At 70.0% G+C, this 13,785-nt stretch carries 11 protein-coding genes; 7 read left to right on the top strand and 4 right to left on the bottom strand.

The window, feature by feature from the left end:
- Window positions 1–93 precede the first annotated feature (93 nt).
- Complete coding sequence (locus tag ACG01O_RS15525; protein WP_394385931.1) at window positions 94–2,721, bottom strand: carbohydrate-binding protein; 2,628 nt, start codon at window positions 2,719–2,721, stop codon at window positions 94–96.
- A 300-nt stretch (window positions 2,722–3,021) separates the two neighbouring features.
- Between ACG01O_RS15525 and ACG01O_RS15530 the strand changes: the two genes are divergently transcribed.
- Window positions 3,022–3,768: a carbonic anhydrase gene (locus tag ACG01O_RS15530; protein WP_394385934.1), complete on the top strand. Its 747-nt coding sequence runs from the start codon at window positions 3,022–3,024 to the stop codon at window positions 3,766–3,768.
- Here ACG01O_RS15530 and ACG01O_RS15535 read toward each other — a convergent pair.
- Window positions 3,752–5,053 carry a diguanylate cyclase domain-containing protein gene (locus tag ACG01O_RS15535; RefSeq protein ID WP_394385936.1) on the bottom strand — a complete coding sequence of 434 codons (1,302 nt, stop codon included), beginning with the start codon at window positions 5,051–5,053 and terminating at the stop codon, window positions 3,752–3,754. The genes ACG01O_RS15530 and ACG01O_RS15535 overlap by 17 nt on opposite strands.
- Window positions 5,054–5,266: 213 nt before the next feature.
- On the opposite strand from ACG01O_RS15535, the gene ACG01O_RS15540 reads away from it, so the two are divergent.
- The 4 genes from ACG01O_RS15540 to ACG01O_RS15555 all read left to right on the top strand — a co-directional run bounded on the left by ACG01O_RS15540 (window position 5,267) and on the right by ACG01O_RS15555 (window position 9,270).
- On the top strand, window positions 5,267–5,827 hold the full coding sequence (locus tag ACG01O_RS15540) for a 2OG-Fe(II) oxygenase family protein (RefSeq protein ID WP_394385938.1): 561 nt from the start codon (window positions 5,267–5,269) through the stop codon (window positions 5,825–5,827).
- Window positions 5,828–6,134: 307 nt separating this feature from the next.
- Window positions 6,135–6,440 carry an HNH endonuclease gene (locus ACG01O_RS15545; protein WP_394385940.1) on the top strand — a complete coding sequence of 102 codons (306 nt, stop codon included), beginning with the start codon at window positions 6,135–6,137 and terminating at the stop codon, window positions 6,438–6,440.
- A 205-nt stretch (window positions 6,441–6,645) separates the two neighbouring features.
- Window positions 6,646–8,427 (top strand): hypothetical protein, encoded by a 1,782-nt coding sequence (locus tag ACG01O_RS15550; RefSeq protein WP_394385942.1) that lies wholly within the window; start codon window positions 6,646–6,648, stop codon window positions 8,425–8,427.
- 192 nt (window positions 8,428–8,619) lie between these two features.
- Entirely contained in the window at window positions 8,620–9,270 is a 651-nt protein-coding gene (locus tag ACG01O_RS15555) for a PEP-CTERM sorting domain-containing protein (RefSeq protein ID WP_394385944.1), read from the top strand.
- 112 nt (window positions 9,271–9,382) lie between these two features.
- On the opposite strand, the gene ACG01O_RS15560 is transcribed toward ACG01O_RS15555, so the two are convergent.
- Window positions 9,383–11,509: an extracellular solute-binding protein gene (locus ACG01O_RS15560; RefSeq protein ID WP_394385946.1), complete on the bottom strand. Its 2,127-nt coding sequence runs from the start codon at window positions 11,507–11,509 to the stop codon at window positions 9,383–9,385.
- A 164-nt stretch (window positions 11,510–11,673) separates the two neighbouring features.
- On the opposite strand from ACG01O_RS15560, the gene trhA reads away from it, so the two are divergent.
- Complete coding sequence (gene trhA / locus ACG01O_RS15565; RefSeq protein ID WP_394385948.1) at window positions 11,674–12,357, top strand: PAQR family membrane homeostasis protein TrhA; 684 nt, start codon at window positions 11,674–11,676, stop codon at window positions 12,355–12,357.
- A 4-nt stretch (window positions 12,358–12,361) separates the two neighbouring features.
- Window positions 12,362–12,919, top strand: a complete 558-nt coding sequence (locus ACG01O_RS15570; protein ID WP_394385950.1) for a lipocalin family protein — start codon at window positions 12,362–12,364, stop codon at window positions 12,917–12,919.
- Between the two features lie 3 nt (window positions 12,920–12,922).
- Here ACG01O_RS15570 and ACG01O_RS15575 read toward each other — a convergent pair whose 3' ends face one another.
- A complete protein-coding gene (locus tag ACG01O_RS15575) occupies window positions 12,923–13,744 on the bottom strand; it encodes an SOS response-associated peptidase (protein ID WP_394385952.1) in 822 nt (273 codons plus the stop codon).
- Window positions 13,745–13,785: the final 41 nt, after the last annotated feature.

Below are 13,785 nucleotides of genomic sequence, written 5' to 3' on the forward strand. Positions count from 1 at the left end.
CGCGCACGCGAACGCAAAAAAGGGCTGCGGCGGTGACCCGTCGCAGCCCTGGCAGACCCTGCAGCGTTAAGGCTTCGCCGCGTGCGTGGCGCCTTACTGCGCCTTCACCTGGAACCAGTTCAGGTTCCACTCCTTGCCGACGGACTTGAAGCGCAGCGTGTGGTTGCCGGCCGTCATGTTGAAAGCCGCGCTGGTTTGCGTGACCCAGGTCTGCCAGCCGCCGGTGTTGGGCACGGCCATCGCGTCCAGGGCCTTCACGCCGTCCACCCAGATCTCGAAGCCCGTGCTGCCGTTGGCTGTGGCCAGGCGGTAGTCGATGACGAACTTGCCGGCCGTGGCCACGCTGATCTTGAACTCGATGTAGTCGTCCGGGTCGAAGTAGCCCACGTCCTGGCCACCGCCGGTGTCGCTGCAGTTCTCCAGCTGCACGCCGCTCATGGCGGTGAAGGCTTCAGCCTGGATGAGCGCGGGCACCGGCACCGACTTGAGCGCGGTGCTGGCCGAGTCGCTGTAGAAGCTCTCGTTGGCGGCGGTCAGCGCGGTCACCACGTAGAAGTAGGTGGTGCCGGCCACAGCGGTCGTGTCGTTGTAGCTCGGCGTGGCCACCTTCTCGGCCAGCTTGGTGTAGTTGCCGGCCGCACCGCTGGCGCGGTAGACGTTGTAGCCGGTGACCTTGGCATCGGTGCTGGCGTTCCAGGTGAGCGCATTGCCGCTCGCGCCTTCGGCCAGCTTGAGGCCGGCGGGGCGCTCGGGCAGCTGGAACACGTCCGGCGTGGTGGGGCTGACCAGCCATTGCGCCAGGCCCGAGTGCACTTCATAGGCCTGGGTGGCCAAGCCCTTGAAGAAGCTCTCGATGTCGGCCTTGGCGGCGGTGGTGAAGTCCACCTTGCCGGTCATGTCGATCACGTCCTGGCCCTGCACGGGCTTGCTGTCCAGCAGGTACATCTCGGCCCAGGTGTTGCTGCTGCCGTTGTCCTTGAACACGCCGCTCAGGGTGTAGCTCTTGCCGCCTTCCAGCGTGATGGCCTGGTACACGCCGCCGTTGACTTCGCCGGTCACGCCGGCCGGGCGGGTCAGGCGCAGCACGGGGCCGTCACTGCCCGTGGGGGCCTTGCCGGCGGTGGTGTCGTTGAAGTCGAGGTTGACGCTGCCGCTGATGGTCAGCGGCGTCCAGCCGGCATTGCTGCCGAAGTTGCCGTTGGTGATGACCTCGGACTTGCTGGTGGTTTCGACGATGCTGATCTTGTCGAACGTCACATCGGGGTTGCTGCCCGCGTTGGCGCCGCTCTTGATGACGAAGTAATACGTCTTGGGGCCGGTGCCGCCGACCTTGATGGTGGGCGCCTTCACCGCGCAGGCCTCGGCGAAGCTGGAGTTCCAGCCCGCGCAGTCCCAGGTGCTGGCCTTGGCCACCATGCCCACGCCGCTGTCGAAGTTGCTGTTGGGCGCGTTGGTGACCATACCCCAGGTGCCCTTGCCCGAGCCGCCCGCGGGGCTGACGAGCTTGTAGGCCCACGAGGTGGACGCCCAGCCGTAGCTGGCGTAGGTGTCGTAGGTGGCGCGGGCGATCTGGCCGCCCAGGTCCAGGCCAGCGCTTTGCCAGGGCTGGAACTCGCCCACCAGCAGCGGCACCTTCAGGTCGCTGACCTGTTTGTTGTAGGCACACACGCCGGTGGTGCCGCTTTGGCCGCAGCGCAGCCAGTCGCGGTGGATGGCGTAGGCGGTGTCGCCCGGGCGGTCGCCGAAGAGGCCGGGGTAGGGGTGGATCTCGAACGCGACATTCGTCATGCCCTTGGCCAGCGGGCTGCCGTAGGCGTCGATGCTGCCGTAGTGGCTGGGCAGCAGCACGATGTGCTGGCCGTCCACGGCGCGGATGGTCTTGTAGAGCTCTTCCACCCGAGTGACCATGGCCTCGGCCGTGGAGCCCCAGGGCTCGTTCAGCGGGTCATAGGCGGCCACGGCGGGCTCGTCCTTGTACTTGGTGGCGATCTGCGTCCACAGCCAGCGGGTGCGGTCCTGCGCGTCGGCATCGGTCCAGTACTTGTTCTGGCCCGAGCAGCCGGTGTGGTCGTTGGGCGTCTGGCCGCCGGCCGCGCCGTGCAGGTCCAGGATGACGTAGATGCCGCGCTTCTTGGCCTGGGCAATGCTCCAGTCCAGGTACGTCCACGCATCGGCGCGCAGGGTCTTGGGCTTCTTCTCGTCTTCGATGACGCTCCACAGGATGGGCAGGCGCACCACGTTGAAACCGAAGGCCTTGAGCTGGTCCCAGTCACGCTCGGTGATCCAGCTGTCGCGGTAGAGCTTGATGAGGCGCTCTTTCTCGTCGTAGCCGAAGCGCTCGGTGAGCTTGGCTTCAAGCGTGCACTGGTCCACCACACCCTTGCCGCCCTGGCCCATCATCCAGAACTCCTGCACCAGCCAGTTGCCGAGGTTGGTGCCCTTGAGCAGCACTTGTTTGCCGGCAGCGTCCACCCACTTGGTGCCGTCGGCCTTGAGCTGGGTGAGGGCCTCCGGCGCGGGCGCCGGGGCCGGGGCGGGTGCCGGCGCGGGGGCCGGGGCGGGCGTGGGCGTGCTGGGCGTGGCCCCGCCGCCGGAGCCACCACCGCAACCCGTCAGCGCCGCAGCGCCCACCAGGCCCACCACCAAGCCGCCCACCATCGCACCGCGCGCCTGCTGCCCGAGGCGCGCAGCCGCATCCATCACCCACCCACGTTGATCCACGTCTTGTCTCCGTTGTAAAAATTTGGAACCGGTTCCAAACCAGTATCCAAGACGCGTGGATCGCGTGTCAACTCGGCACGACCCCCAAGCTTGCAGGCCCGCACCGCAACATCGGGAAACCTTGCCTTGCACTGCACCACACCCCGCAGCGCTTCTTTGCGCGCGCCGACGGGCCGACGAAAGGTGGGCCGCCCGGTCGATTCCTAGAGTGCCGCTTCCCCCGGTTGTGGCCGCAGCGCTGCGCGCTCACCCGGTTGTTCCACCGGCCCCTGGCGGGCCGCCGTTCTCTGGTTTGAACCCATGTTGTTTCGTGCCCTTCGTCCCCTCGTGTCTGGCCTGTCGCTGGCCGTTCTGTCCTCGCTCACCCAGGCGTCACCGCACTGGGCCTACCAGGGCCACCATGGCGCCGCGCACTGGGCCGAGCTGGACCCGGCCTACGAGCAGTGCGGCATGGGCCAGCAGCAAAGCCCGGTCAACATCGACCACACCACCCTGGCCGACCTGCCGGCGCTGAACTTTCACTACGGCACCGTCGTGCCCACGATCTGGAACAACGGCCACACCGTGCAGGTGAACGTGCCGGCCGGCCAGACGCTGGAGGTGGGCGGGCAGACCTACGAACTGCTGCAGTTCCACTTCCACCTGCCCAGCGAGGAGGCCGTGCACGGCCACCGCTACCCGATGGTGGCGCACCTGGTGCACAAGAACGCGGCCGGCCAGCTGGGCGTGGTGGCGGTGCTGATCGAACCCGGCTCGGCCAACGCGGCGCTGGCTCCGGTGTTCGCCCACCTGCCGCGCGCGGGCGAGCACATCACCGTCGACGAGCTGACGCTGGACCTGGGCGCCCTGCTGCCCAAGACGCTGGGCTACTACAGCCTGGCCGGCTCGCTCACCACGCCGCCGTGCTCCGAGGGAGTGAACTGGATGGTGCTGAAGCAGCCGATGCAGTTGCCCGCGGCGCAGGTGGCCGCGTTCCGCCGCCTGATCGGCACCAACGCCCGCCCGCTGCAGGCGCTGAACGGCCGCACGGTCACCGAGAGCCGCTGACCGCCGCGCCCGGCCCCCGCGCCGCCTTGGCGCGGTACATGGCCTGGTCGGCCCGCTGCAGCACCGCCTCGGCATGGCGGTCTTGCGGGCCGAACACCGTCACGCCCACGCTGGCCGCGCCCTGGTGCTGCACCCGCTGCACGCCAGCGTCCTCGGGCAGCAGCAGCTCGTAGGGCTCGGCCAGCGCGTGGCGCAGCTTGTCGGCCAGGCGCTCGGCCTGGTGGTGGGCGTCCTGCGACTGGGCCGGCAGCGGGCTGAGCATCACCACGAACTCATCGCCGCCCAGCCGCACCACGGTGTCGGACGCCCGCACCAGCGCCTGCAGGCGCTGTGCCACGGCCACCAGCAGCAGGTCGCCCGCGGCGTGGCCGTGGGTGTCGTTCAGGGCCTTGAAGCGGTCCAGGTCCAGGAACAGGACGGCGCCGTGCAGCCCGGTGCGGCCGCTCTGGGCCACCGCCATGCGCAGCCGGTCTTCCAGCAGGCGGCGGTTGGGCAGGCCCGTGAGGGCGTCCAGAAAGGCCAGCTGGTGCACCTGGGCTTCCATGTCCTTGCGGGCCGTCACGTCGTTGATGTAGTTGATGGTGGCGGGGCGGCCTTGCCAGTCGATCAGCGAGCCGCTCATCTCCAGCCAGCGCAGCCCGCGCGTGCGGGTGCGCACCCGGTACTCGTAACGTGTGGGCACCGGCTCGCCCGACAGGCGCTTGCGGTGGTTGGTTTTGAGCAGCTCGTGGTCGTCTTCGTGGATCACGTCGATGAAGGGCTGGCCCAGCAGCTCCTGCTCGGTCATGCCGACGAATTCGCAAAGGTGCCGGTTCACGAACTTGAAGCGCCAGTCCTGCACCACGGCCACGCCCTCGCTGGCGGTCTCGCCCTGCTCCAGGTAGCGGCGCTCGCTGTGCTTCAGGCGCGACTCCAGCTGCACCTGCTCGGTCAGGTCACGGGCCAACACCCAGCGCCCGTCGGGCTGACCTTGGGCATCGAACAAGGGCTGGGCCGTCAGTTCCACCGCGCGGGGCGGCTGGTCCAGCCCCAGCAGCGCGGCCCGGCAGGTGCCCAGGCCGTGCGCGCTGGCGACGTGCAGGGCCTGGCGTGCAGCGTCGTCCAGCAACTGGCGGACCGGCGCGCCGCGCAGCGCGTCGGCCGGCCAACCGCAGAGGTGCTGGGCGGACGGCGACACCTGCAACAGGTGGCCGTGTGCGTCTTCCTGCCACCACAGCTCGTGGCTGCGGGCCAGCAGGGCCAGGGGCGGCAAAGCGCCGCCCGGCGGGGTGCGGTGTTCGGTCATGGGTCCTCCCTCGGGCCGCGGGGTCAACCCCATGCAGGGGGGCTGCCATGCGTGCAATGTGGGTTTGAGTGTGCCAGGGCCCAGGCCGGAATCGCCGTGCATATTCGCGGTTCGTGCGGGCTGGGGGTCAGGTCTTGCATCAGGGCAACGCCCAGCCGCCTCGACGCATACTCGGCGCCACGCCCCCGGATGACGCCTGACGCCATGGCCCCCGTGAGACTGGTTGACAAGATCCAAACACAGCTGGTGGACACCCAATCGGTGCTGTTCGCCTTCGACCTGAGTGCACAGCGCGCCGCGCTGGACCTGGCCCGCGAAGCCGTGCGGGAGTTGCAGCAGCTGCACCCCGAACGCCGCACCTCCAACGTGTACGGCGAGTGGCTGAGCCCCAAGAACGCGCACGAACTGAGCCCCAAGTTGCAGCCGCTGTGCCAGCTGGTGACGACGCTGTGCGGCCAGATCTGGCACGACGTCTTCGGCCAAGGCGGCGAGCACGCAGCCGATGAGTTTTACGTGTGGCAAAGCTGGGCAGTGGACTACGGCCAGGGCGGCTACGCCGAGAGCCACAACCACTTCCCGGCGTTTTTCGCGGCGGTGGTGTACCTGGAGGCCGACGCCACCAGCGCCCCCATCGTGTTCGGCCACAACGCCGCGCGGCCGTCGTTGCCCAACACGCTGTACATCTTTCCGGGCGCCCTGCAGCACGCCGTGCCGCACAACACCGGACGGCGGGTGGTGGTGGCCATGAACATTCTGAAGAAGAACCCGGCCTAGGCCCGCCCAGCCCAGCCCAGCCCACAGCGCATCCCAACGCGCGCAAGGCCCCACGGCGCATCGGTCCGCTGCCGCTGCGATAGCGTCATGGCGTCGTTGACGCTGCCAATCCACCGATGCGGACTCTCCTGGCCCTGCTCCACACGGCGCTGCCGTTGCGCGTCATGGCGCCGCACGCCGTGGGCTCGCGCCCGGCGCGGTTTTGCCTCCTGCCCGCCGACACGGCACGCCCTGCGCTGCGCGGCGAGGTGCCGGGGTGCGAGGCGCGCGGGATCGCCACCGGCGGCGGATGGCGGGCCGGGCAACCATGAAACCGCCAAACGGGGTGGAAGTGATCTGCCCGCTGTGCGAGCGGCCCGTGCCGCCGCGCCAGCGCGACGCCCACCACCTCGTGCCCAAAAGCCACGGCGGCCGGCAAACGGCCGTGCTGCATCGCATTTGCCACCGGCAAATTCACGCCCTGCTGACCGAAGCCGAGCTGGCCCGGCAGTACGCCAGCGTGGACGCGCTGCTGACGCACCCGGGCATTCGCAGCTTCGTGAACTGGGTGAAAACCAAGCCCGACGACTTCCATGTCGCCACGCACAAGAGCGCCCGGGTGAGGCGCCGCTGAGGCGTGCATGAGTCGTCGATAAGTCGTCGCGGGTGCAGCGACCCGCCGGCGGTGAGGGCCCGCCCGGCGCCGGGGCCGACGCCGGGCCAGCACGCCGCGCTCACAAAGCTGCAGGATTTCACGGCGCGCGCGGCAAGAAAAGCGCCAATTCTGTTGCCGTATTTATCATTTCCATCAGTTGAAACCGCACTGATGGGAGATGCCCGTGCCTGACACCCCTGCCTTCACCCGCCTGGCCGCGCCCGCCACCCTGCTGCCGGGCACCCCACAGCCAGCCACCCGCCAGGTCCCACCGCCCACCGCCCCGCGCGCCTGGCTGATGGGCCTGGCGCTGGCCGCCACCACCGCGCTGGCGCAACCGCCCGCCGCCCCCGCGCCGCAGGCCCCGGCCGCCGCCACCGGTGCCTCGGCCGCGCCCGCGCCGGCGCCCGTGGCCAACCCGGCGGATGCCATCGTGGTGCTCAACGTCAAAGGCGCGCAATGGGCCGGGATCGCCTTGACCAAGTCCCTGGATGGGCAACTCCGGATCAAGCCCGCCAATGACAACAAGCGCGGCGTGGCTGCGCTGGCCATGGTGGATGACGTGTTCAACGGCAAAGCCGCCGCGGGTGCGCGACAGCAGTACTACAACAGCCAAGACCCCGAGCTGCTGGAAACGCTGTGGCAACAAGCCGCCGGCCGCATCGCCGCGCTCGGCATGCCGATCGGCCAGTTGCGCTGGGACGCCCAGGCGCTGGCCATGCGGGTGGTGGGCAACCGGCTCGACACCGAGGGCGTGCAGGTGGTGTTCGGCCTGCACCCGCGGGTGGACATGCCCCTGCTCAAGCCGCTGATCGACCGCGGCGAGTTGCTGGTGCTGGCCGAGGTGTCGGCCATCGGCGCCATGAACGAACTGCGGGCCGAGAAGCAGCGCGTGGCCGAGCTCAAGCGCAAGGGCGAAGAGCGCACGCAAAACCTGCTGGCCCGCCTGCCCACGTTCGGCGACTCGCTGGTGTCCCTGGTGCTGCCCGCGCAGCGGGACGGCGACAAGGTGCTGGAGCGGCGCTACTGCACCATCAAGGCCGCGGGCGACATGGGCGCATGGAGCACCGGTTTTCGTTACCTCGACAAGCTCAACAAGGGCCTGAACACCAAGCGCGACAGCCGCTTCGACGAACTGGCCAAGGACCTGGACGAGCTGTACGGGCAGGTGCAGACCGGCAAGTGCCAGGTCTTGATCACCAGCAACGACGACGCCGCCAAGCTGGCCGCGGCCATGCAGCGCGACAAGATCGCGTTCAGCGTCCACATCATCATCCCCAAGCCAGACCTGCTCAACAGCTACGCCGAAAGCAAGGGCTACCCCTCCCACGAGAAGTACGAACTGGCCCAGCAACTGGTGCCCAACGCCACCGTCACGGCCCGCGGCCTGGAGCGGCTGGAAGCCCTGGGCGTGAGCAGCCTGGCGGAGTTCAATGCCGTCGTGGAGCGCATGACCAAGAGCAAGTACGCCACCGAGCGCACCACCGACAACGTGCTGGCCTACCTGGCCGATGAAAAGGAAGGCCAGGCCGCCAAACAAACCGCCGTGCAGGTGCGCGACGCCCGCGACCGCAAGGCAGCCGCCGACCGCCGCGCCGCCGAAGAAGCGGAGAAGGCCCAGCGCGCCGCGCACGCCAAGGAGTACCCGTTCTACGCCGTCATCTCGTGCGGCATGCCCAACCACATCAACATCCTGGCCTGCTTCAGCCGCAGCAATGGCGTGGACACCGAGCTGAAGGTGAAGAACGGCAACGACAGCCAGATGTACAAGGTCTACAACCTGCGCAACGCCGGCAAGGAAGAGCGCGACGGCCTGCACATCGACCTGCGCGAGCGCTTCAGCATCGCGGCGCAGAACTCGTCAGACTCGCTGATCCTGACCGTCAAGATCTACGACCGCATGACGGGCAAGGTCGTCTACAACGACCAAGCCGCCAAGTTCGGCATGGTGCGCGTGGGGAATTGAGGCATGAGGCCGGTGTCGGCTGGGCTGACACCGACCCGGCTGCGGCGCGGCGCCGCGCTGGCAAGTGCTTGATCTGCAAGGCGAAGGCAAGACCTGGCACGGGCTGTGCTTCCAAGGTGGAATCTCGCCACCTAACCGCGAGTCTGGCCGTCACCCCGGTTCACGGCCTGCTCGCTTCACTGCACGACTGACATGCACAGCTTCAAGACGATCGCCCTGGCCGCAGCCGCAGCCGCCCTGACCTCCACCGCCGCCCAGGCCGGCGTGGTGGTGGCCTGGGATTTCCAGAACGCAACCGCCGGCCAGGTCAACGGCATTGCGGCGTCCACCCTGGGCGCGGGCGTGTCCAACGCCACCTTCTCCACCGGCAACAACGGCGTGGAAGACTGGGGCGGCAACAAACTCTCGCTGACGCGCTTCTTCAGCACCACCACCACGCCGTCGCTGTCGTTCACCCTGGCCAACACGGTGGACCACCTGACCCTGTCGTTCGCGCAGGTGCACAACCACAACCCGGGCTACCCGACGTACAGGCAATACAAGTACGCGGTGCAGCTGTACAGCGGCAACAACTGGGTGAATCTGGTGTCGGACCTGATCGCCTCCAACGCCACCAGCGGCACCACGCTGGCCCTGGACCTGGGCAACACCCAGCTGGGCGCCGGCACCTACTCGATGCGCTGGATCGGCTACGGCTACTCGCGCGGCACCGACTCCAATACCGAGTTCTTCGCGCTGGACAACGTGACGCTGACCAGCCACGTGCCCGAGCCGGCCTCCCTGGCCCTGGTGGGCGGTGCCCTGTTGGGCCTGGCGGCCGCATCGCGCAAGCGCCGCACCTGACCGCAGCTCCCGCGCCGGGGCCGGTGCCCGGCGCCTTGCATCACGCCTGCCCCAACCGGCAGGCGTTTTTCATGGCCGCCGCGCCGCACGCGGCCGGCGCCCTGTCGGAGCCTCAGTCGGCCTTCACGCCCGGGCCGTAGCCCGCCGCGCTCATGGCACTGGTGACGGCCTCCTGCGACCGCTGCAGCGCCTGCTTCACGGTTTGCTGGCCGGTCAGCGCGCGGGCCACCTCGGCCGCCACCTGGCCGCCAATCGCCGGGAACTCCGGAATGCCCACGTACTGGATGCCCGTGTAGTTGCGGCCCTGCTGCAGCGCCTTGGCATGGCCGTCGGCGGCATCCAGCGCGGCCCGCACCGCGGCGTGGAAGGGGGCGGCGGCGCGGTACTCCGGGCTGCGGTAAGTGGACATGCGCGTGCCCGGCGGCACCGCCACCCAGCCCTGTTGCCGGGCCACGGCCTGCAGGTAGGGGCGCGAGGTGGCCCAGGTGATGAAGTCGTGCGCCTCGCTGCGGTGCGGTGACGACTGCGGCACCGCCAACGACCAGCTCCACAACCAGGCCGCACCGCGGTCCGTGCGCGCCCGGGGCGCCGCGGCCACCGCCACCCGCCCGGCCACCTGCGAGCGCTTGGCATCGAACAGCGTGCCCGCCGCCACGGTGGCGTCCACCCAAATGGCGCAGCGGCCAGCCGCGAACAAGCGCAGGTTTTCGTTGTAGCTGTTGAGCTCGGGCTGCGGCGGGCCGTAGCGGCCCAGCAGGTTCACGTACTGGGTGACGGCGGCCTCCCACGCGGGCGAGGTGAGTTCGGCCCGCCAGCGCTCGTCAAACCAGCGGCCGCCCTGGGCGTTGACCAGGGTGCTCACCAGCGTCATGTTCTCGCCCCAGCCCGGGCGGCCACGCAGGCAGATGCCGTACAGGCTGTCGTCCGGCCGGTGCAGGCGCTGCGCGGCCTGGGCCACCTCGTCCCACGTGGGCTGGGCGGGCAGGCTCAGGCCGGCGGCCTCGAACAGGTCGGCCCGGTAGTAGGTGACCGAACTCTCGGCGTAGAACGGCAGTGCATGCAGCTGCCCGGCGTGCGTGAGGCCGGCGCGCACGCTGGGGAAGAGGTCATCCACCTCGTAGCTGGCCGGCAGGGCGGTCAGCGGCGCCAGCCAGCCGCGGCGGGCCCAGATCGGCACCTCGTAGGCACCGAGGGTGACGATGTCGAACTGCCCGTCGTTGATCGCCAGGTCGCTCAGCAGCCGGGTGCGCAGCGTGCCCTCGTCCATCACGCGCCACTGCAGCTTGACCTTGGGGTGCCGGGCTTCGTACTCGCGCGACAGCTGGCGCATGACCAGCATGTCGGCGTTGTTGACGGTGCCGATGGTCAGCCACTTCTCGCCCTTGGCCGCCACCGGACGCGGCTGCAGGCCGTGGCGCGCCAGGATGCGGTCCAGGCCCCCATTCGCGCGCAACTGGGCCAGGCCCGCGTTGAAGGCCGCCAACTGTTGGCGCCCCTGCGGCTTGCGGGTGTTGAACAGCACGTGCAGCGGCCGCGCCAGCTGGGCGCCGGGCACGAACTCCAGCTTGCCGATGAGGTGCGGCCGGCGGCCGGTGACGAGATCAGCGGCGGTGTATTTGTCGATCAGCACCAGCTGCACGCGGTCGCGGTCCAGCTTGTCGAGGTTTTGCAGGTCGTCGGTGGCGCTGTCGGCGGCCGGGGCCAGCGGCTCGCCCAGCCCGCCGCGCACCACGCCCACCGTGGCGCCGCGCTGGCGCAGCGCCTGCAGCAGGCCGATCAGGTCCGGCGCGGCCGGCAAAGCTCCGCCGGGCAGCACGGTGGCCGATTTCTTCAGCAGGCCCAGCGTGTCGCCGGGGAAGGGGTCGGACGCCACCAGGCCCTCGGCCGGCGCAGCGTCCGCTTCCGAGGCCGGCAGCAGGCCATCCACGTCGCCCTGGCGCAGCACCGCCCCGCCCCGCGCCGCCGGGTAGAACTGCAAGCGCACCGTGTAGCCCTGCAAGCGGAAGGCCTCGGCCACGAGGTCTGCCACATAGCCCTGGTTGACCAAGGCCTCGCCCAGGTAGGGCACGCGCTCGCTGGCAGCCAGCGTGACGCTGCGCGGCACCGGCGCCTGGGCCTGTGCGGCGGCCAAGGCCCCGGCCAGGCCCACCATGGCCCCCACCCCCAGCACCCACCCGCCCAGCCAGGCGCCGCCGCACCGGACGGCTGTTCGAAATCCCACCGTCCAGAACCCCAGCATGCGTGATTGGTCAAGAAGTGACTTGTTGTAAGCGGGCCAGTGTCTCAAGCGCGGTGCGCGCTTGGCAATCGAGCAAGCCCGGGGGTCTTGCGCGGGCTGGCATGCTTGAGGTTTTGCACCTGACCCGGCCCTGCCCTCCGCAAGCCCTCCGCAAGCCGTTCCCCATGCAGTCCGCCATGCCGCGCCACGCCCCCACACCCGACCGCCCGCAAACCTTCGGTGAAGAACTCGCCAACGCCCTCAGCCACGGGCTGGGCGCCGCGCTGGCCATCGCAGCGCTGCCCATCCTGGTGGTGCGGGCGCTGGGCCATGGCGGCGCGGCCGACGTGGCGGCGGCCGCCATCTTCGCGGCCAGCGCCATCCTGCTGTACGGCATCTCCACGCTCTATCACGCGCTGCCAGCCTCGCTGGCCCAAGGCCGCGTCAAAGCCTGGCTGATGCGGCTGGACCATGCCGCCATCTACGTGTTCATTGCCGGCAGCTACACACCCTTCACGCTGGGCGTGCTGCACACCGGCCCGGGCCTGACGCTGCTGGTGGCGGTGTGGGCCGCGGCGGCCTTCGGCGTGACCATCAAGCTGCTGAACCGGCTGCGGCACCCGGTGGTGTCCACCCTGCTGTACCTGGCCATGGGCTGGGTGGTGGTGTTCGCCATCGGCCCGTTGGTCGAGCGCATGCCGGCGGCGGGCCTGGCGCTGCTGGTGGCCGGCGGCCTGAGCTACACCGTGGGCGCCGTGGTGTTCCTGCTGGACAACCGGGTGCGCTACGCCCACTTCGTGTGGCACCTGTTCGTGCTGGGTGGCAGCGTGTGCCATTTCTTCGCCGCCCTCTTCTACGCCTACGTCTGACACCATGCGCCCCACCCTGCTCACCACTGCAGCCGCCACCGCCAGCCTGGTCCTGGGCCTGACGCTCGCCGCCCCGCCGGCCGCGCACGCCGCCGAGCCCGCGCCGCTGCCCACCGTGGCCAGCGTGGACCTGGCCCGCTACGCCGGCGCCTGGTACGAAATCGCGCTGCTGCCCAACCGCTTCCAGAAGCAATGCGTGGCCGACACCCAGGCCCGCTACCGGCAGGACGGCGCCCGTGTCGAGGTGCTGAACCGCTGCCGCAAGGCCGATGGCTCGGTGGACGACATCAAGGGCCACGCCAAGGTGGTGGAAGGCAGCGGCAACGCCAAGCTGCGCGTGACCTTCTTCTGGCCGTTCTACGGCGACTACTGGGTGCTGGCGCTGGACCCGGACTACCGCCAGGTGCTGGTGGGCGCGCCCAGCCGGCAGTACGCCTGGGTGCTGTCGCGAACGCCCCAGATGGACGAGGCCGCACTGCAAGCGCTGCTGGACCGCGCCGCCGCGCTGGGCTTTGACAAGGCGGCCTTCCGCCGCACGCCGCAGACCCAGCCGCTGGACTGAGCCTCAGCCGAAGAGGTCGCCGGTGGTGTCGGCCGGCGGCTCGTCTTGGGGCGGGGCGGGGGGCGGCGCGCTGCGTGTGCGGCGGGCCTTCAACGCCCGGGCCTTGGGGTCGCGGGCCGCGGCCTGCCAGTCGTCGGCGAACAGGTCGCTGGACGCCGCCCAGCTGGCCGGCTCGGCCAGCGGTTTCCAGGCCGCGGGGTCAGGCTCGGCCCGCAGCAGCTCGGCCGGCAGCGGGCGAATCAGCGCCAGCGCCTGGGCCGCACTGCCGTGCAGCCACACGTCCTGCTCGGCCGGTTGCAGGATGACCGGCATGCGTTTTTCATCATTGGGCGGGTGCATGCGGCCGAACACGCCATGGCCGTCGGCATTCACCGTGAGCATGGTGAAGGACAGCACCTCCTGCCCGTCCCGGTCATGCCACACGCCCCACAGGCCTGCCACGGCCAGCGGGTCGCCGTTGCTGCGCACGATGGCCCAGCGCACCGGGTCGCCGGTTTCCCAGCAGTTCTCGAACAGCACCTCCACCGGAATCACGCAACGCCGCGCCTCGAACCACGCCTGCCGAAAGCTCGGTTTGCTGCGCATGGTTTCGCTGCGGCAGTTGTAGGTGCGCCGGCCGAAGGCCAGGTTGGGCGCCCACTCGGGCAGCAGGCCATAGCGCCCCACATGGCAGGCCACGGCGTCGCGCTGGTCGGCCCGCACGATGAAGGGCGCGGCACGCCCGGCGTAGGTCAGCTCCGGCGGCTCGGCGTCATCCGGCCGGGCCACACCGAAGTGGGCCAGCAAGCGGTCTTGCAGGGTGACGGGCTTGTAGTTGCTGCACATGAACAGGGCGCCCCAGCGGGGGGGGGGCGGCGACGGTCAGG

This window comes from Pelomonas baiyunensis (assembly GCF_043555935.1).
In the GTDB taxonomy this organism is placed as follows: Bacteria; Pseudomonadota; Gammaproteobacteria; order Burkholderiales; family Burkholderiaceae_C; genus Pelomonas; species Pelomonas baiyunensis.

Excerpts from the sequence above, each read along its gene's own strand:
- ACG01O_RS15535 (WP_394385936.1), bottom strand. The coding sequence starts at position 5,053 with ATGACCGAACACCGCACCCCGCCGGGCGGCGCTTTGCCGCCCCTGGCC.
- ACG01O_RS15560 (WP_394385946.1), bottom strand. The coding sequence starts at position 11,509 with ATGCTGGGGTTCTGGACGGTGGGATTTCGAACAGCCGTCCGGTGCGGC.
- ACG01O_RS15575 (WP_394385952.1), bottom strand. The coding sequence starts at position 13,744 with ATGTGCAGCAACTACAAGCCCGTCACCCTGCAAGACCGCTTGCTGGCC.
- trhA (WP_394385948.1), top strand. The coding sequence starts at position 11,674 with ATGCAGTCCGCCATGCCGCGCCACGCCCCCACACCCGACCGCCCGCAA.
- ACG01O_RS15545 (WP_394385940.1), top strand. The coding sequence starts at position 6,135 with ATGAAACCGCCAAACGGGGTGGAAGTGATCTGCCCGCTGTGCGAGCGG.
- ACG01O_RS15570 (WP_394385950.1), top strand. The coding sequence starts at position 12,362 with ATGCGCCCCACCCTGCTCACCACTGCAGCCGCCACCGCCAGCCTGGTC.
- ACG01O_RS15555 (WP_394385944.1), top strand. The coding sequence starts at position 8,620 with ATGCACAGCTTCAAGACGATCGCCCTGGCCGCAGCCGCAGCCGCCCTG.
- ACG01O_RS15530 (WP_394385934.1), top strand. The coding sequence starts at position 3,022 with ATGTTGTTTCGTGCCCTTCGTCCCCTCGTGTCTGGCCTGTCGCTGGCC.